Raw genomic sequence first — 18,651 nt, 5'->3', positions numbered from 1 at the left:
TTATGTTGCGATTATGCGTGTTATGATATGTGGTAGAGGAAGCTCTTATATAGGTGTATATGTTGCTGTACGTGAATATGTAAATTGCTGTTCCTAAGTAGTTCGACGGCGATAGCTACTTATTTGCTTGATGAGGGGGTATTGCGATGGCGATGGATGATACTAAGAGTGATGAATTTTCACTGCAGCGTACTGCATTATTTAAGCAAGTTCCAAGCGATCAGATGCAAGAGTTGCTCGTATATTTGCAAGAATCAATTTTTAATAAAGGTGACGCGATTTTTAATGAGGGTGACACAGATCGTCGTATGTATTTACTCGAACGTGGTCGCGTAAAATTAGTACGTCACTCAAATGATAATCGTGTGCAACTATTGAGTATTCACACTCCTGGAGAAATTCTAGGAGAAATTCCCGTGTTTGATCCAAGTGGCGGTCCGCGTACTGCCTCAGCAATATCAATTACGAATCGTACAAGGGTGCTGTGGCTAGAAAATGACGTATTGTTCCATTGGTTGAATAATCATCCTCGCGTAGCTGTTGATATGTTGCAAGTTTTAGCTGCACGTATGCGTGCCAACAATGAACGTATTTCTGATTTGGTATTCATGGATGTGCCAGCTCGTTTAGCTAAAACGTTGCTGAATTTAGCTTCGCGATTTGGTGAACCAATGAGTGATGGTTTGCTAGTTCCGCATGATTTAACACAAGAAGAACTGGCTCAGCTGGTGGGTTCTTCGAGAGAAACTGTTAACAAAGCTCTGATGGATTTTGCTAATCGTGGTTGGATTATGCGCCAAGGTCGTTCCATTATTATTTATAAGCCGGGTATGCTTATTCGTCGAGCTGAGCGTTAGTATGCTTTGCTAGTTTCTGGTGTGATTTTCCAAGTAGAGGCAAGCCTTTAGAATAGTACGCATGCCGAAAAAGAATTCACTGACTGCTCGACGCGTGCTCGCACTATTTCTTACCTATATCACCCTTTGTGTTGCTGGTGGTATTGCTGCAAGTATTATGTTCGTTCCAGGCGTTATGAGTGTGAATAGCGTAGTGAAAACAGTAGTGCCTTCGCTACGCGTTGACGGTATTGATTTTGACGTAACAGCATTGCCGCAAAAATCGCGATTGTATGCGTCAGATGGAAAAACAATTATTGCAACTTTTTATGCGCAAAATCGTACAGTCGTACCGTTGCGTCGAATTTCGCAATATATGCAACGAGCTATGGTTGCGCGTGAAGACCGACGTTTCTTTGAACATTCTGGCGTTGATATGCAGGGTGTTATTCGTGCATTTGTGCAAACTTTTGTGAAAAAGGGAGATATGCAAGGTGGCTCTTCCCTAACACAACAGTATGTGAAAAATGTCTTAATGATTAAAGCGCGTGAAAACAATGATCCACTAGCGGAATACCATGCTTCTGAAGGTACGATTGCTCGTAAGTTACGCGAAATGTTGATTGCTATACAGATGGAGAAAAAGTATTCTAAGCTTGAAATTTTGCAAGGATATTTAAATATTGCGCAGTTTGGCAGTAATAATTTGTATGGTGTAGAAACTGCAGCGCATCGTTACTTCAATACCAGTGCTGCTAAATTGAATTTAGTACAGGCTGCCACTATTGCTGCTATTACCAAGAATCCTGCTCGGTATGATCCTTCTATTGAAAGCAATCAGCCAGAATCACAAAAGCAGCGTAATATTGTGCTCGATTTGATGCTTCGCCAAGGTTTTATTACTCAAAAGGAGCATGATGATGCGGTGGCAATTCCGCTCAAAAGTACACTCAATGTGCAGCGTGAAGTATCAAATATTGGTTGCCAAGCTGCTGGCGATGCTGCATTCTTCTGTGATTATGTAACGAAGAAGATTTTACACTCGCGTGAATTTGGTAAAACTGCTGTTGCTCGTGAAAAGCTGCTTACTGAAGGTGGTCTTGATATTTATACCACTATGGATTTGCGTGCTAGTAAGGCTGCGATGAAAGCTGCTCGTGACACCATTCCAATTAACGATAAAAGTGGTTTTGAAGTTTCTATAGCAGCGATTAAGCCGGGCACTGGCGAGGTGTTAGCTTTTGGTAGTAATCGTATTTATGATGCCACTGACGCTGCACGTTCTGATCCAACGCATACTGCTCTTAACTATGCAGTAGATGAACGTGATGGCGGTGGTCTTGGATGGCAGATTGGTTCCACGTGGAAGCCAATTAATATGGTTGCTTGGATGCTGGCTGGCAAGTCAATTAATCAGCCGTTGAGAACTTCCACGTTGTACAATAATGCTGACTTTAGTTGCAGTAAATTCCGTGGCATTGGCACATGGTCAGTACAAAATTCTGGTGGTGGTACTATAAATCCAGAAACGCCATTGCAAGGTTTAGTTCGTTCTCATAACACTACTCAAGCTTCTATGGCTCAACAGATTAAGTTGTGTTCTATTGCTAACGCGGCGCGCATACTTGGGTATCATAATTCGCCACTTGGGCAGGAAAGCGTGTATTCAGCCAACTCTCTTAATCCTCCTATGACTATTGGTTCTGTGCAGGCATCTCCACTAACAGTGGCGAACGTGTACGCGACGCTTGGTGCAGATGGTGTTGCATGTGATCCTATCGCTATTAAGCGAGTTGTTGACAAGAATGGTAGGCGCTTAAAAGTGCCGAGTGCTCATTGTCATCAAGCTATTCCAAAGGGTGTTGCGCAAACTGCTGCTTATGCATTAAACCAAGGTGTAGTTCAACCTGGTGGTGAGGCTGCAACAACTCAGCTTGATGGTGGTCGCAAAACTTTCGCAAAAACTGGTACTAACGAGCAGTATTACATGACGACAGCAGGATTTGTTCCACATCAAGTTGCATCGTTTGTGGCTGTTGGTAATGCAGAAACGCAGAAAAGCTTTAACGGTATGACTATTAATGGTCGTACGATGGCAGCTTGGTACGGTATGTTTATTGCAACTCCAGCGTGGAAGCAGTTTATGAATGATTATTTGAAAGCTGCTAATATTCCTATCGATAATAACTACGGTAAGCCTGATCCAAAATATATTGCTGGAGGCACTTTACCGGGTATGCATACTAAGACTACGCAAACTGAACAGCAGAAGCGTGATGAAGATGCTCGTCGTCAAGCTGCGCGTGAACAGCAGGAGGAAGCAAATAATCAGGAACAAGCGCAGGATCAATATGAAACTGCTCGTCGTGACGATTATAACGGTTCTACAAGTGATAATTTCTAGCGTTAAATTTGTGCGATGAATTCGCCATATTTACAACATTGCCCGATGTTTGTTTTCGTTTCATGAGAAACTTGTCATAAACATCGGGCAATTATCGTAGAACTTGAATCGGTTTGCGTGTTAGTTGGCATCTACTCCAACAGCATCTGTAACATGTGCGAATCCGTCACGCTGTAAAAGCTCAGCAAGTCCACGCTTGAGTATCGTAATTTGTTGTGGTCCGCGATACATAAGTGATGTAATAAACATCACCAAATCTGCGCCGGCACGAATCTTTTCGTATGCTTGCTTTGGTGTAAATACGCCGCCAATACCAGCAATAGCAAAACGATTGCCAAAAGCTTTGCGCGTGCGGCGAATAAGATCGTTACTCGCGCTGTAGGTAGGACCTCCCGAAAGTGCACCTTCCCAATCTGCAGGAATATCAAGACCTGTGCGGTTTTTTTGCAAATTAGCGATACTTACTCCATCAACTTTATGCTCAGCAAGTACATCAAGAAGTGACTTGAATTGACTCCATCCACCTGGTAGATTGAGTGGCATTTTAACTAAAGTTGGCTGCGGGCGATGAATAGTGTCGAGATCTGTGAACAACTTATCTAATGCTTCAGGTTCCCTAAAAGGCTCACCAACGCGAGTGTTAGGACAGGAAATATTGACTTCAATCATGGAGCTTCGTCCAGCAGCACGTTCCATAGAAATATGGTAATCTTCAATGCCTTCTTCTAAATCGCCAACTAAATCATCGTTGGTGCGCGCAATAGAAATAGACATATTCATGGATTTAGCTTGTGTCCAAGCTTGTTCTGCTCGAGCAATAACAGCCTCACTACCATCATTGGCAAGTCCGGCATGCACTAAAATCGAATCATATTGTGGTAAACGATGATACCAAGGCTTTTGGTTGCCCTCGCATGGTCGGCTAGTCGTAGAACCAACGGTTTCAAAACCAAAACCAGCGTTATCTAACACAGTAGCCATTTGACAGTTTTTATCGAGACCAGCACTTAAACCAAATGGATTAGCAAAGTCCAAGCCCATAACTGTAGTTTCTAGAATTGGATTTGTGTAATTAAGCATAGTGCGCAGCAACCACATAAGTCCTGGTGTACGCTCACTGGATTTGCAAAATGCAATCATGCGCTCATGTGCTTCGTCTGGCGGAATATTAAATACAAAATGCGGTTTGATGACATGTTTGTATGAGAATGTGAAAAGATCAGTCGTGGCTTTATTGACGACATCGTGTAATGAATGTTCAGAAACATGGTACATACCTCTATACTAGGGCATTATTTTGTTATGTGCTATTGTGTAGGAGAATTTTGTGCGTTTACTCACTGCAGGGGCGTTCGTTTTTGTGCGTTTTGTTATAAAAATTGCTTTGTGTACGTTAAAATGTGCGTTATTTTCGTTTTAGTGCCTTGAAACGCTCAATCGCGTTTGTTTTTTGCGTTTCTATGTGCGATAATGTTCACATGATTTCTTCACAGCGTCAGCATTTGATTTTAAGCCGCCTTCGTACGCGTGGTGCAGTTCGTATTACTGCGCTTTCAAAGGAACTTAACGTTTCAGCGATGACAGTTCGTCGCGATATCGCAGAACTTTCAGATCGTGGGCTTTTGAAGCGAGTTCATGGTGGCGCTGTAACTACTAATACTTTGCTCTCAGAGCCACTGTTTTCTGTAAAGTCACAGATGGATATCGGTCTTAAAGATGCTATTGCGCGTTTGGCTGTAGATTATGTGTCTCCGGGGGATGTGATTGCTATTGGTGGCGGTACTACTGCTTACGTATTTGCGCAACATTTGCTCGAATCTCGACGGGCTTCTGGTATTACGATTTTGACTAATTCAATTCCTGTTGCTGAGCTTGTGCAAGCGTTAGAGTCAAAAGATGTTGAGGTTATTGTTACTGGCGGCGTGATTACTCGTTCCAATTCACTGGTCGGACCTATTGCAGATAAGGTTGTGGCTTCACTTCGTGTAAATACAGTATTTCTTGGTACGCACTCGGTGTCGCTTCCACGCGGTTTCTTAATGCCGAATTCATTGGAAGCTGCTACAGATATGGCTTTAATGGATATTGCTGACCGCACGATTATTTTGACAGATCATACGAAATGGAGTTGTACATCACTTTCACTGTTTGCGCGTTTTGATCAGGTTGATACTGTTATTACCGATGATGGTTTGGATGCAGATTCGCAGCTTCGTACGCGTGAACTTGTGAAGGATTTAGTGTTGGCTCCGGTTGTTGAAGATCATGAGATGCTGAGTGCTGCGCACGATTCGGATGCAGATCAATTTGACGAAGATTGATGTGATGTAGCTCAGATCGGTTCTGACTTGTTACGCATTTTTGGATATTTCTTCTGTAAAGTCACTATGAAGATTATTTTGACAAGTTTGCAGAGAATGAGCTGTGTTCGTTTCATGGTTTGCTGAGAGTGATGCTTGCAAGTGTTGTTATGCATTGTGCTTTGCTTGTTGTATCGCGTTTTGAGCTTATGAAGGATGTATCTCTTATACCATGTTTTGCTTGTCGTGAAAGCGTGGCTTGTGTTTATGGTGTATTTCTGAACGCATTAATATTTTTTGGAATTAATATTTTTTGGATAATTTTGGTAGAAGTTCTTGTATTTTTGGTTAGGTATGCAGTAACTGCAAAATCTCATATAAAATATTCTGTTTTTTCTTAATCTATTGATGTGTTAAAACTTGACTTTTGTGAACGGGGGGGGGTACCGTATTAAGAAGTGATAGCTCTTCTTAGTTTGTGCTGTCACAGAGCAATTTGTTTATAAGTTGCTTATCAAATATTTCTTCGTGTATTTTTGCGTGAGGAAGAAGAAAGGATACATTATGTTAAGTAAAAAGGCAATTGCTGCATTTGCTGCCGGCGCCACTTTGCTTTCTGGTCTCGCTTTTGCTGCTCCAGCTTTCGCTGCTGCAACTGCTGCTCCAAAGGCTGCTGCAACTGCTGCTCCAAAGGCTGATGAGAAGAAGGCTCTCGAAGAAAAGCTTGCTGCTGCTAAAGCTGAAGTTGCAAAGAAAAAGGCCGCTGTTGATGCCGCTAAGGTTGAACTTAATGCTGCTAAGGCTAAGTTTATTGCAGAAACTGCTGAGGCTCGTCAGAATGGTGTGAAGCTTGATGAGGTTCACAATGAGATACACGGCTATGATGTTAAAATTGGTATAGTCGTTGGTAATAGTCCAAAGACTGAAAGCGAAAAGACAGCATATAACAAGTGGTTTAATGTAGCCACGGAGTATGCCAATGCGGGTATCGGTCTTGGTAAGGCAAATGATTTACTTGCTAACGCCAATGACACTGTTGCTCTTTATGAGTCTCAATTGAAGCAATTGCCGGCAGAACAGCCAGCTCCAACTCCTGCTCCTAAGCCAGCCCCAGCTCCTGCTCCTGCTCCTAAGCCAGCTCCAGCTCCTGCACCAGCTCCAAAGCCAGAGGTGAAGAAGGTTGAGCATAAGCTTGATTTGGTTGATCTTCTTGGTGGTAAGAAGGTTGAGCATAAGCTTGATTTGGTTGATCTTCTTGGTGGTAAGAAGGCTGAGGAACCAACGTTTGTGTCTCCTGATGGTAGTGAGCATTTGTTCACGAACTATAAGGGTTTGACTGTTCTTCTTTCTGAGCATGGTTTGACGAATGTTGCTGCTTATGATGCTCTTCTTGATAAGCTCGAGTTTGGTTTGAAGCAGACTGGTTGGGCTAACATTTTGAAGAACTTCGGTGGCGATAACTGCGCTTACTTGGGTAAGCTTCGTAACCAGTTGAAGAAGGCTGTTGCTCATTATGGTCATGTTGAGGCTGCTGTGAAGGATATCCTCGCTGAGCTGAATGCTGATTATAAGGATGCTCAGAAGGCTGAGGATTGGGATGCAGCTAAGGTTATTAAGGCTGATCTCGCTACCGTTTCTAAGCTTGCTGAGGTTGCGCATCATAATCGTACTCGTGCTGCAGCTATCTTGGATTCTGCTAATGATCATGCTAAGGATTTGAGCTGCGATACTGGTGCTAAGGAAGTTTTGGATGCTATGAAGAAGGCTGGTAACTTCCCAGGTAAGCCTGCTGCTGCTAAGGCTGCTGCTAAGGCTCCAGCTGCTGCTAAGGCTCCATTGGCTAAGACTGGTGCTGCTGTAGCTTTGGCTGCTGTTGCTGCTTCCGTGCTTGCTGGCATGGGTGTTGCTCTTCGCAAGATCCGTCACTAAGCTAGGCAGTTTATTAGGTTAATAAGTGAATCGTTGCTTGTGGTGGGTTTGCTTTTTTGCTGGCTCACCACAGCGTGTTATTGCGTTCGACGGTTTGTTTACGTTTGGGGTTTTATTCCTGTGATGCGTATGACCATGGTTGCTTGATGCTGTTGGTGGTTGCTATTGTTTCGCTAACTTCCTTTTCCTCACAGTGGTGATTGTTGGCAGTGTTTGGGTGATTGTTGAACGTTGTGTTGGTAGTGTTTGTTAGGAAGATGCTGCTGATTGGTAAAGGCTTGGAGAATGGTGCTGTGAGGGTGCTTGTTTTCCGAGCCTTTTTCTTATGTTTTTTATTGTTGAGAGTTATGTATGCTATTGGGTAAAATGCAGTAACTCTATATTTCATTGCTATCGATACAATTTTTCTTCTAGTAAAATACGTATTTATATCAAGTCTTTCGCATGGGGTAGAATATCAAAGTTATGTGCGATTTTACTGTTGTACTCAGCAAATGATAACGCACATATTTGCAAACACACTCCTGCTGTAGAAAGTCTACAGCCGATAGTCCGAAGGAGGTGGGTGATGTCTGCACATAAATATGAACTGATGTTCATTGCAAATCCTGAGCTGGATGAGCACGGTCTTAAGAAGTTAACCGAGCAATATCTTGAGCTCGTCACCAACGAAGGTGGTTCCGTCGATGGTACCGATTATTGGGGTCGTCGCAAGTTTGCCTACGAAATTGAAGGCAAGACTGAAGGTAACTACGTTGTTGTGAACTATACTGCTGAACCAGCTGTAAGCGACGAACTTGATCGTGTGTTGAACCTTAATGAGTCTGTAATCCGCACGAAGATTCTTCGTAAGGACGCTAAGTAAATACACGTTAAAATAAGTAAATGTGTGTAAGTTGCGCATATTTTGTGCGTACGTGCATGTTGGATTACGCGTGAAGCGAGAAAGAAAAGGCAGACATGGCAGGTGAAACAGTTATCACTGTAGTGGGTAATCTCACTGCAGATCCTGAATTGAGGGCGCTTTCTAGTGGTGCTTCTGTTGCAAGCTTTACCATTGCGTCTACGCCTCGTACATTTAATCGTAATACGAATCAATTTGAGGATGGTCCTGCATTGTTTATGCGCTGCTCTGCATGGCGTGATCTTGCAGAACATTGCGCTAACAGTCTTTCTAAGGGCATGCGTGTTATTGCACAAGGCAGGTTATCGCAACGCTCATATCAAGCACAAGATGGTTCTAATCGCACAGTAGTGGAACTCACTGTCGATGAAATTGGTCCATCATTGCGTTATGCTACTGCACAAGTTAATCGTCAAAGCTCTGCGACTGGTTTTGCTGGAGCAACGCGTCCTGCTAGTGGTGCAGGAAATACTGGTGCTGTTGCGTATCAGGGTGGTGGCTATGCTGGTGGCGCAAATTATGCTGCAAGTCAAGCTGCCTCACACTCTCAGGCAGTAAACGCTCCTGTAACAGATCCATGGAGTACTGCTGCACCAACAAACGATGGATTCTCAACTTTCGGTGCTAACGCTGATTTTGGCGCGGATTCGGAAGAACCAGAATTCTAGATTATGCAATAAACACTATCTACTTGTGTGTAGTATGTGTAGTTCATGTATTTACTTAATTTAATCCCTATAATTACATCATCAGTTAACGCGTTATGCATAACAAATAGCATAACGGATTTGAGAGAGGACATCTTATGTCACGCAAAAGGCCGCAACCACCGGTCAAGCCTTTCAAGAAGAAGCCAAATCCTCTGAAGGCTGCCAAAATTACTGAAATTGATTACAAAGACGTTGCATTGCTGCGCAAGTTCGTTTCCGACCGCGGCAAGATTCGTTCCCGTCGTATTACCGGCGTAACCGTACAGGAACAGCGCAAGATCGCGAAGGCTGTGAAGAACGCTCGCGAAATGGCTTTGCTTCCATACGCCACTACCGGTCGCTGATTGAGAGGTTGTAACAATGGCTGAAACTAAGGTTATTCTTACCAAGACTGTTGCCAACCTCGGTCACTCTGGTGACGTTGTTGAAGTTAAGGCTGGCTATGCACGCAATTACCTGATTCCTCAGGGACTTGCTTTCGCATGGAACAAGGGTGCTGCTTCCCAGATTGAAGCGATGCGCCGCGCTCGTTTGGCTAAGGCTGTTGCTACTCGTGAAGAAGCAGTTGCTGCCAAGGCTCAGATTGAGGGCACTGTTGTAGAGCTTACTGCTAAGGTTTCCGAGTCCGGCAAGCTCTTCGGTGGCATTTCTGCCGAGAAGATTGCTGCTGCTTTGGCTCCAAAGGCTGCTGTGGAAGCTCGCGCAATCAAGGTTGCTGCTATTAAGACCACTGGTGAGTTCCCAGCAACCGTAGCGTTGCATCCGGAAATCACTGCTTCCTTCACCGTGAAGGTTGTTGCCGAGTAGTAGTCGTATAGACTTTACAAAAACGTGTTGGAGCTGGCATGAGGCTTGCTTGTGTGCTTGCGTTTGGTGAGTACTTAGGTGAGTGTAATTGCTGGCGAATCCATTAGGATTGAACTTAAGCATTAGCTCTGCGTTTGTGTTGCATTGAATTTTCTCATTGCGATGCTGCGCAGAGCTTTTTTATGCTGTGATGTTTTGAGAATGTGAATGTGTTGTAAGCATTGGGTTCGTATCGTAGTTTTTTATATTTGACGCGACTAAATTAGAACAGTCAGAAAATTGGGCAAATTTTGTAGGAGATGCAAACTGTGCTGCAAAGCAAATATGAACTGGCTGACGAGCGTAATCTTAGCGTACAAGCGCGCAGCGTTAGCGAAACTGCAGATAGTATGCACAAAAATCAGCATCACATAACTCATATGATTTCTGCAGACCAAACTTCAACGACTTTTGCAAACGCATCTTTTATAAATCCAACTTATGCAGCTTCTGTAAACTCAAGTTTCGTCAATTTATCTTTTGCAAACGCAGCTTCTGCCAATCATTGCAGAACTGGCTATGGCGAAACTTGGGCAAAGGTGATTCTTTTCGGCGAACATTCGGTGGTTTATGGTTATTCTGCAGTAGCTTTGCCGCTGAAAAATTTGCGCATGCGTGCTACCGTACATAGTTGCGATTACAAATCAGTATTAAAACCAGCATCCATCCAAAACCCAGCATCTTCTCAAAGCCTCGATTCGCAAATTACCCTTTCCTGTCTCGGCTTTACTGGCAAACTTTCCAAAATTCCGCCGCGATTGAGCAGCATTCGCACTGCAATCCGTGCTGCGCTTGAATTTGTTGGTTGGAGTGGCGAGCCACTACGAGTCGCAACTGAGTCTGATTTTCCGCCGGAGCGAGGTCTTGGATCGTCTGCCGCTGCTGCGGGAGCTGTAATTCGCGCAATTCTTGACTACTACGACGTGCGAGCGAGTGCGGACGAGCTTTTTGCGTTGACGCAGTCGGCTGAGTGTGTGGCTCACGGTCATCCGTCGGGGTTGGATGCCACGGCAACGTCTGCTTCATGGCCGGTGCGTTTTCGGAGCGGTGAGTTTGCGCGTATGGAGATTAACATGCGCGCATGGCTTGTACTGGCAGATTCTGGTTGCAAAGGTATGACGCGCGTAACAGTCGAGGCTGTACATTCTCGACTGGAAACAAATCCTGTAGCTGTTGACGCACAGCTTGAAGAGTTAGGTGCTATTGCGGTTGCAGCAGAGGATGATTTGGCGTTGGGGCGTGCGGAAGATATGGGCACTCGTATGATACGCGCACACCAGATTTTAGCAGATTTAGGTGTGAGTACATCGCAACTTGACGCTTTGGTGCGAACAGCATGTGCTCATGGAGCATTGGGCGCAAAACTTACCGGTGGCGGGGGAGGAGGCTGCGTGATTGCGCTCACTGATAGTGAAGATTCAGCACATTGTGTTAGTGCTGCTTTACGTAACGCTGGTGCTTGCAACACGTGGATTGTGAATATAGGTGATCCTGCAATAAATTGAATTTTATCTCTACTTGAAATGTGGCATAAACTTTACAGTTACTTAAAGAAAAGACGCTTGTGCGCACTGTTTTGCTAAAATATTGTTTAACACATTAACAAACGAGAATTACTTATCCGCCGCAAAAGGAACAGCATGAAAAACGTTGAAATTCAGCCAAAAATAACGTTTGACTCAAGCATTTCTCCTCATTCTGCTGTAGCTAGAGCGAATGTAAATATTGCACTGATTAAGTATTGGGGTAAGCGTAACGAAAGGCTGATTTTGCCGTATACTTCCTCGCTTTCGCTTACACTTTCAGATTTGTACGCCACTACTAGTGTGTGCTTTGACGACCATCTTGTTTCAGATCGTGTTACGTTAGATAGCTTGCAATTGCCTGTAGATAATTCTACGTATTTGCGAGTAGTTGCTATGCTTGATTTAGTGCGTGAGATGGCTGGAATTTCAGCAAAAGCAAGTGTTGTGTCACAAAATCATGTGCCAATTGCAGCTGGTCTTGCTTCAAGTGCATCCGGATCTGCTGCGCTTGCTGCAGCAGCATCTTATGCAGCTGGGCTGAAGCTAACTTCGCGCGAACTTTCACGACTTGCTCGTCGCGGCTCCGGTTCCGCATGTCGCTCAATTTTTGGTGGATTTGTGATTTGGAATGCAGGTGAGGATGACGAATCGTCTTATGCTGAGCCTGTTATTGCAGCAGAAAATTTAAATCCTGCAATGATTGTGGTTACGTTGGATGATAGCAAAAAGCCGGTTTCAAGTCGAACCGCTATGCGTCGTACAGTTGAAACTTCGCCTGCGTATATGCCTTGGGTTGAGCAGTCGAAGGAAGATTTTTTGCATGCGCTTGCTGCAGTTCGTGGTGGTGACATTGAACAGCTTGGGGAGATTATGGAGCAAAATTCGTTGGGGATGCATGAAACCATGCACCAAGCTGTGCCGCCTGTGAATTATTTGACGGATAAGACTTATGCTGTGCTTAATGTTGTGAAGTCTATGCGCAAGTGTGGTTGGCCGGTGTGGGCTACGATGGATGCTGGGCCGAATGTGAAGGTGTTGACGGTCGTTGATTGTGCAAATCGTGTTGAAAATGAATTGCGCGGACGTGTTGAAAATGAATTGCGCATAATGTGTGAAGGCACGTGTGCATATAGTAGAGGAGATCTCAAATTCACAGTTGCTTTACCTGGTGATGGTGTAACAATAAGGACTTGTATAAAAACTGGTATGAAGTAGGTGGCGGAATAATGAATGAAAATATGGTGGGAAATCTTCTAGAAAAATTGGATTCAGCGGGCGCTACTACGAAAGATTTTTCTGAACGTACTGCTTATGTTCGTGCTTGTGCTCCAGGAAAGCTTTATATTGCTGGCGAGTATGCGGTAGTTCATGGTTCAGCTGCGATTGTTGCAGCAGTAAATCGATACATAACTGTTGTAGTTGACAGTGAAAATTTGGGTGAAGATGGAAAATGCTGCGGTATCATTGACTCAAATACTAAAAAATATGAGCCGCTTCGTTATATGCGCGGTGTAGATGGCGATATTGAGATTGTTGGTGAATATGGCAGTAAAGGTTGCAATTCTGCGGATTCCATTAATGTATTTACCTCTGTAGAATCTTCTCAATGTATTCAACCCTACGCTTATGTACTTGCTGCAATGCGTGTAATGAATGCTTACGTATACGAAAAATATGGGCAAAGTGTAGCTGCCAGACTTTACAATCTTCATATTTCTAGCGAGCTCGACGACGCAGAATCTGGGCAAAAATATGGTCTCGGATCTTCAGCTGCAGTAACTGTTGCAACTGTTCGTGCGTTGTGTCAATGGTATGGTTTGTCGCTTTCGACGCCAAGAATTTGCAAGCTTGCGCTGATTGCATCTGCAATGGTGAAAAAGTCAGGAAGTGGTGGCGATGTGGCTGCTATTTCTTACGGTGGATGGATTTTGTATCGAGCTTACGATCGTAACTGGCTTGAAGCTGAACTTACACTAATACAATCAGGTGATTCTAACGTATGCTTACTGTTGAATAAAAAGTGGCCGCGTTTGGAAATTAAGCGATTGAAAGTGCATTCGGCACTCAAACTTTTGGTTGGATGGACTGGTTCTCCAGCATCAAGTGCGAAGTTAGTAAGTAGTGTAGAAAATGGCGCTCATGTTAGCGCAGGTAATAGCGCAGGTAATAGCGAAAGTAACAGCGCGGGTAGTGGTTTGGATAAGAATTTCTCTAGTTATACTGAGCCTTTTACTTATGAAGATTTTTGTGCGCAAAGCGAAATTTGTGTGCAGAAATTGGCGAAATCACTGGAAAATTTTGAATTAGATGATATTGCTGCTGAATTTGCGCAAAATCGCAAACTTTTGCGAAAATTGAGCGTACTTACTGGAACTGTAATCGAAACGCAGAAATTGACACAACTTATTAAAGATGCTGATTCTGTTGGAATTCCAGCGAAAACAAGCGGTGCTGGTGGTGGAGATTGTGGCATTGCGTTAGCAACAATTTACGAAAAAGATCGGATTGAAAGTATAAAATCTGCTTGGCAAAACCACGGAATCAAGCCATTGAATATTGAGGTTACGAAAATTTTTGGAACAGGCGAGTCTTCTGAAAATATTACGATGGGAAAGAAGTTGCTTCAGAAGTCGCAATTATCTCAAACATCTTTACGTTCTTCGCGATTGCCTCAAGAATCCTCTCAATCTCTCACAATGCAGAATCGAAAAGACGAACACATAGCACTTGCGGATGCACAGTACAAAACGTTCGCATGCTCGGGTTTTGATACCGTTCAATTTATGCCGAATGCGTTACCGCAGGTGGCGTTGGATGAAGTGAATCCTAGTGTGTGTGTACTGGGAAGTGATAGTTTACCTAACACTTCACATGCAGATGCTGCTCCAAGAAACTGGCGTTTGCCGTTCTATATTAATGCGATGACAGGCGGAAGTTTAGCAACTAAAAACATAAACGCTAGTCTTGCTAGAGTTGCAGCGAAAACTGGCGTTGCTATAGCAAGTGGGTCTTTGAGTGCAGCACTTCGCGACGATACGTTGACTAGCACTTTTAGTGTTATGAGAAGTGAAAATCCGAACGGTTTTGTGATGGCGAATGTGAGTGCTGGCACGAGTGCTGATGATGCCTTGCGCGCGGTGAATATATTACAAGCAAATGCGTTACAAGTGCATTTGAATGCCGCCCAGGAGCTTGTGATGCCGGAGGGTGATCGCGATTTTCGTGGGTGGATGCACAATATTGAGCAGATGGTGAGCGTGTGCGAGGCTCAGCAAGTGCCAGTAATAGTGAAAGAAACTGGTTGTGGGATGACAGCTAAGGATGTTCAGAGGCTGCAAGAAGTTGGTGTGCATACGGTTGATGTTGGTGGACGTGGTGGCACGAATTTTGTGGCGATTGAGAATGCTCGTCGATTGCATGGCGACTATGATTATTTGGCGAATTGGGGACTTACAACCGTTGAGTCGCTGCTAGATATACGCAAGTGCGAAATGTTGAAATCTGTAGAAATTTTCGCGAGTGGAGGCGTGCGAACACCTTTGGATGTTGTGCGAGCATTGGCTCTGGGTGCTTCGGCAGTTGGTGTTGCAGGTGAATTCTTACATACGCTGATGCATCAAGGAGAAGATGAGCTCGTGCAACAAATTACAGCTTGGAAAGAACAAATTTGCGTGATTATGGCACTTCTTGGATGTAAAACTGTTAAGGAATTACGTGAGAATGTGGACGTTCGTGTGCGCGATATCGTATGAAATGTCTTGGTAAGTGATATACTTGTGTAGTTGTGCGTTCAGACGTGCTATTTGTTTATGCGATATGCGTGAGTAGTTTGCGTGAATAGTTTGTATGTTTGAATGACGCAAGACTTGCAAGTCAAAGAAAAATAGGAGTCCAATTATGGCAGCTCGTTGCGCAGTATGTGGCAAGGGACCTCAGACTGGTTTCACTGTTTCACATTCGCATATCCGCAATAAGCGCACCTTCCGTCCGAACCTTCAGCCGGTTCGCACCACCATTGATGGCGAGAATGTTCGTCTTCGTGTGTGCGTGAAATGCATTAAGGCTGGCAAGGTTCAGCGCGTTGAGGCGTGATTCGCGTATTGATTGCGTTTAAATTGTAAGGCCCTGAGCAGTGCTCGGGGCTTTTTTGTATTTGCAATTTTTCTCGCGCTCACGTTTGGAGGGTTTGGTTTGGTGTATCGCTCCAAACGTGCGCAATTTTGGGAATTAACCCGCAATTTTTCTCGCGTTTGGAGGGTTTAGCACGTCGTATCGCTCCAAACGTGCGCAATTTTTCTCGCGTTTGGAGTGTGAAACTTACTGTAGTGCTCCAAATGTGAGGTGGTTTTCTCGTGTTTGGAGGGTTTAGCACGTCGTATCGCTCCAAATGTGCGCACGCTCGCGCGGGTAACGCGCTCGCTACTGAGCTTGCGTTGAAAGCACACCGTGCTTTCAACTTGAGCAAGCTCGGCGAATCGAAGTGACTTCTCGCGCATTATGCAGCTCGAAGTCGTCGATTCGCAAATCAGCCTCACGGCTATGCCGTGAGGAATAAGCGCTCAAGCAGGTCGTCGCGTCTAAGCAAATGCTTTACGAATGATTTATAATCGTAAGTATGCCTACCAACTCAGCTCAGATGTACAGTGTGCTTTCCTCGCCCATTTCTGTGCATACTTCGCTTTCTGCAATAATCACAAATAAGCGCCGCGTTTCTGCATTAAAATCTTTAGGCATAGTAACAGTTGAAGATGCATTAACCTACTACCCGTTTAGAGTTACCAATCCTCTGAAAGTTAAGCGCTTACAAGATATTCGTATTGGTGAGGGAATAGCGTTTTATGCGCAAATTCAGTCCCTGCGCGTGGTGCCAATGAATGCTCGCCGTGGGTTTAGACTTGAAATTAATGTTGTACAAGATCAACAATCAAGTGCGCAGCTTATTTATTTTTCTAAAAACCGTCAGTATGTACAGTGGATTGCGTCAAAGCTATATGTAGATGCAACCATAGTAGTTGGCGGTGTGTCGAGTACATTTAATGGACGATTACAATTTACGCATCCGCAGATTTTAATAGTAAATTCAGTAGAAGAAAGTGACAGTTCGCATCAGAGTGAAGGCACTGTTTGTAGTATCGATAAGGGATTGGAAATTTTGAGCGCTCCACAGCCTATCTATCATGCCAATTCGCGTATTGCTACTGAGCGTATTCACGATACAATTACTGATATACTTACATTGCTTCAAACACAAGAATCTACTCAATGCTCTGCACAAGAATGTAATCACACGCTCATACGTGAATCTGCTCAAATTCCCAATATTCTACCTCAATTTGTGCGTGAAAAGCATCATCTTATGGAGCGTGCTGCGGCAATTTACGCACTTCACAATCCACAATCCACTGAAGAATTTCATAAAGCTCTTGAAACATTACGTTACGAAGAAGCATTCGTATCACAAATGGCGGTATTGCAATTTCGCGAAAATGGAAACAATAATCAAGCAAAAGTTTGCAATAATTCGCAACTTCGACAGCAGTTTGTGGAAAGTCTACCGTTTACTCTTACACAAGGTCAGCAAGCAGTTATTGATGAGATTGTCAATGATTTACGCAGTACGCATCCAATGCGTCGATTGTTGCAAGGAGAAGTTGGCTCAGGGAAAACAGTGGTAGCGCTTGCTGCAATGCTTGAAGCTGTAGGATCGGGACATCAAGCGATATTAGTGGCGCCAACACAAGTACTGGCTTCACAACATGTTGAAAACTTGCGTCATATGATGCATCGTGCTCAACTTGACGTTCCTGTTATAGTAGTTACTGGTGGCATGAAACTTGCAGAACGTAGACGTGCGCTCGCAGAGGTGGCGAGTGGTAAACCTGCGTTAATTGTGGCTACTCATGCAGCATTTTCTTCGACTTTCCAGCCAACTAACTTAGCAATGGTTGTGATTGATGAGCAGCATCGTTTTGGTGTTGTGCAGCGTGATGTATTAATGCGGAAGATGAGCACAGATGTGAATTCGGATGGACGGGCTGAGCATAAAAAACAGTTTGTTCCGCATCTCTTAGTAATGACTGCAACACCTATTCCGCGTTCTGCCGCTATGACTTGGTTTGGTGACTTGGATGCGTCGTATTTAACAGAGCTTCCAGGAGGTAGAAAACCGATTCGTACCTTTGTGGTGCAAGAAAATGATTCAAATACGATGTCTCGCATGTTTGCTCATATTCGTTCGCGTATTGATGCTGGGGAGCGAGCATACATTGTTTGTGCTCATATTGAGGATGATGATTGCGATGGTAATGATGATTCTGAAAATTTTGACGATATTGCACGATTTTCTCAATCCGACGAAGCTCACGCTGTGCCTTTGCGTAAGCTTCATACAGTTGTTGGCATATTAAAACGGCTTTCTGCATTACCGCAGTTTCAGGGAGTGACTTTTGCGCAGCTTACTGGTCGTGACGATGATGCTACTAAACGTGAAACGATGGAACGATTTGTACGTGGTGATGTGCAAGTGCTTGTTGCAACAACGGTTATTGAAGTTGGTGTGGATGTTCCGCAAGCAAGTTGCATAGTGATTTTTGACGCGGATCGTTTTGGGCTTGCACAATTGCATCAGTTGCGTGGTCGCGTTGGTCGTGGAGGCACGAATTCATGGGCCTTTTTGATTGCACAAATTGAGGAAGGGAGTATTGCTCAAGAGCGGTTGCGAGTACTTGAGCAGTCACTTGATGGTGCTCAAATTGCGCAGAAAGATTTGGAACTTAGAAATGTTGGGGATGTGCTTGGCGATAGTCAGTCGGGTGGTCGTTCGAGTTTGAAACTGTTGCGAGTAGTTCAGGATGCGAAAATTATTGCGGAAGCGCGTAATGATGCGTTGGAAACAATGCAGCGTAATCCGCAACTTACTTCGTTGCCGCATCTTGCTGGTGCAGTACTTGATTTTACGCGTGGTGGAAACGCGGAAATAATTAGCAACTGAAGGTGTTTCTTCAATAGACGTTCCTGCTGATTGCGTAAAAAGGTGACGCAATGAAAAATATACTTTAAATAAAAAGTATACAGAAATTATTATACATGCTCTCAAAATTTATAGTAAAAAATACAATAATAAGGTAATTGTTAATTGAGAATCATACTCAACTTTTGTTTGTTGAATAAGAAAGAATAAACAAAATTATATAAAT

General features: G+C 43.9%; 14 protein-coding genes. 13 read left to right on the top strand and 1 reads right to left on the bottom strand.

Annotated features, from left to right (window positions below; translation table 11 throughout):
* Positions 1 to 146: 146 nt before the first annotated feature.
* Together HXT28_RS04400 and HXT28_RS04395 are read left to right on the top strand one after the other, a co-directional pair.
* Positions 147 to 857 (top strand): Crp/Fnr family transcriptional regulator, encoded by a 711-nt coding sequence (locus HXT28_RS04400; RefSeq protein ID WP_064347260.1) that lies wholly within the window; start codon positions 147 to 149, stop codon positions 855 to 857.
* Positions 858 to 918: 61 nt separating this feature from the next.
* The gene (locus HXT28_RS04395) at positions 919 to 3,240 is read left to right on the top strand and encodes a transglycosylase domain-containing protein (protein ID WP_064347258.1); all 2,322 of its coding nucleotides are present in this window, start codon (positions 919 to 921) and stop codon (positions 3,238 to 3,240) included.
* A 120-nt stretch (positions 3,241 to 3,360) separates the two neighbouring features.
* Here HXT28_RS04395 and HXT28_RS04390 read toward each other — a convergent pair whose 3' ends face one another.
* Positions 3,361 to 4,515 carry a quinone-dependent dihydroorotate dehydrogenase gene (locus HXT28_RS04390; RefSeq protein ID WP_016637142.1) on the bottom strand — a complete coding sequence of 385 codons (1,155 nt, stop codon included), beginning with the start codon at positions 4,513 to 4,515 and terminating at the stop codon, positions 3,361 to 3,363.
* A gap of 185 nt (positions 4,516 to 4,700) precedes the next feature.
* Between HXT28_RS04390 and HXT28_RS04385 the strand changes: the two genes are divergently transcribed.
* The 11 genes from HXT28_RS04385 (at position 4,701) to HXT28_RS04335 (ending at position 18,446) form a co-directional block, all read left to right on the top strand.
* A complete protein-coding gene (locus HXT28_RS04385; protein ID WP_016637144.1) occupies positions 4,701 to 5,561 on the top strand; it encodes a DeoR/GlpR family DNA-binding transcription regulator in 861 nt (286 codons plus the stop codon).
* A 543-nt stretch (positions 5,562 to 6,104) separates the two neighbouring features.
* Complete coding sequence (locus HXT28_RS04380; protein ID WP_422113318.1) at positions 6,105 to 7,469, top strand: hypothetical protein; 1,365 nt, start codon at positions 6,105 to 6,107, stop codon at positions 7,467 to 7,469.
* Between the two features lie 568 nt (positions 7,470 to 8,037).
* Positions 8,038 to 8,334 carry a 30S ribosomal protein S6 gene (rpsF, locus tag HXT28_RS04375; protein ID WP_004128903.1) on the top strand — a complete coding sequence of 99 codons (297 nt, stop codon included), beginning with the start codon at positions 8,038 to 8,040 and terminating at the stop codon, positions 8,332 to 8,334.
* Positions 8,335 to 8,429: 95 nt separating this feature from the next.
* A complete protein-coding gene (locus HXT28_RS04370) occupies positions 8,430 to 9,041 on the top strand; it encodes a single-stranded DNA-binding protein (protein WP_016637107.1) in 612 nt (203 codons plus the stop codon).
* Between the two features lie 137 nt (positions 9,042 to 9,178).
* On the top strand, positions 9,179 to 9,427 hold the full coding sequence (rpsR, locus tag HXT28_RS04365; protein ID WP_004105399.1) for a 30S ribosomal protein S18: 249 nt from the start codon (positions 9,179 to 9,181) through the stop codon (positions 9,425 to 9,427).
* 16 nt (positions 9,428 to 9,443) lie between these two features.
* Positions 9,444 to 9,890, top strand: coding sequence for a 50S ribosomal protein L9 (gene rplI / locus HXT28_RS04360; RefSeq protein ID WP_016637106.1), 447 nt, complete (start codon positions 9,444 to 9,446; stop codon positions 9,888 to 9,890).
* A gap of 308 nt (positions 9,891 to 10,198) precedes the next feature.
* Positions 10,199 to 11,434 carry a mevalonate kinase gene (gene mvk, locus HXT28_RS04355; RefSeq protein ID WP_422113317.1) on the top strand — a complete coding sequence of 412 codons (1,236 nt, stop codon included), beginning with the start codon at positions 10,199 to 10,201 and terminating at the stop codon, positions 11,432 to 11,434.
* 135 nt (positions 11,435 to 11,569) lie between these two features.
* A complete protein-coding gene (gene mvaD / locus HXT28_RS04350) occupies positions 11,570 to 12,670 on the top strand; it encodes a diphosphomevalonate decarboxylase (RefSeq protein ID WP_422113316.1) in 1,101 nt (366 codons plus the stop codon).
* An 11-nt stretch (positions 12,671 to 12,681) separates the two neighbouring features.
* Positions 12,682 to 15,207, top strand: coding sequence for a type 2 isopentenyl-diphosphate Delta-isomerase (gene fni / locus HXT28_RS04345; RefSeq protein WP_422113315.1), 2,526 nt, complete (start codon positions 12,682 to 12,684; stop codon positions 15,205 to 15,207).
* A 145-nt stretch (positions 15,208 to 15,352) separates the two neighbouring features.
* Positions 15,353 to 15,547: a 50S ribosomal protein L28 gene (gene rpmB, locus HXT28_RS04340; protein WP_012913853.1), complete on the top strand. Its 195-nt coding sequence runs from the start codon at positions 15,353 to 15,355 to the stop codon at positions 15,545 to 15,547.
* A gap of 523 nt (positions 15,548 to 16,070) precedes the next feature.
* A complete protein-coding gene (locus HXT28_RS04335; protein WP_016636712.1) occupies positions 16,071 to 18,446 on the top strand; it encodes an ATP-dependent DNA helicase RecG in 2,376 nt (791 codons plus the stop codon).
* Positions 18,447 to 18,651: the final 205 nt, after the last annotated feature.

The sequence above is a fragment of the Gardnerella washingtoni genome, assembly GCF_049262705.1.
Lineage (GTDB): Bacteria > Actinomycetota > Actinomycetes > Actinomycetales > Bifidobacteriaceae > Bifidobacterium > Bifidobacterium vaginale_D.
Note: the sequence above shows the minus strand (reverse complement) of the source record. Positions and strands in the feature narration are given on the sequence as shown.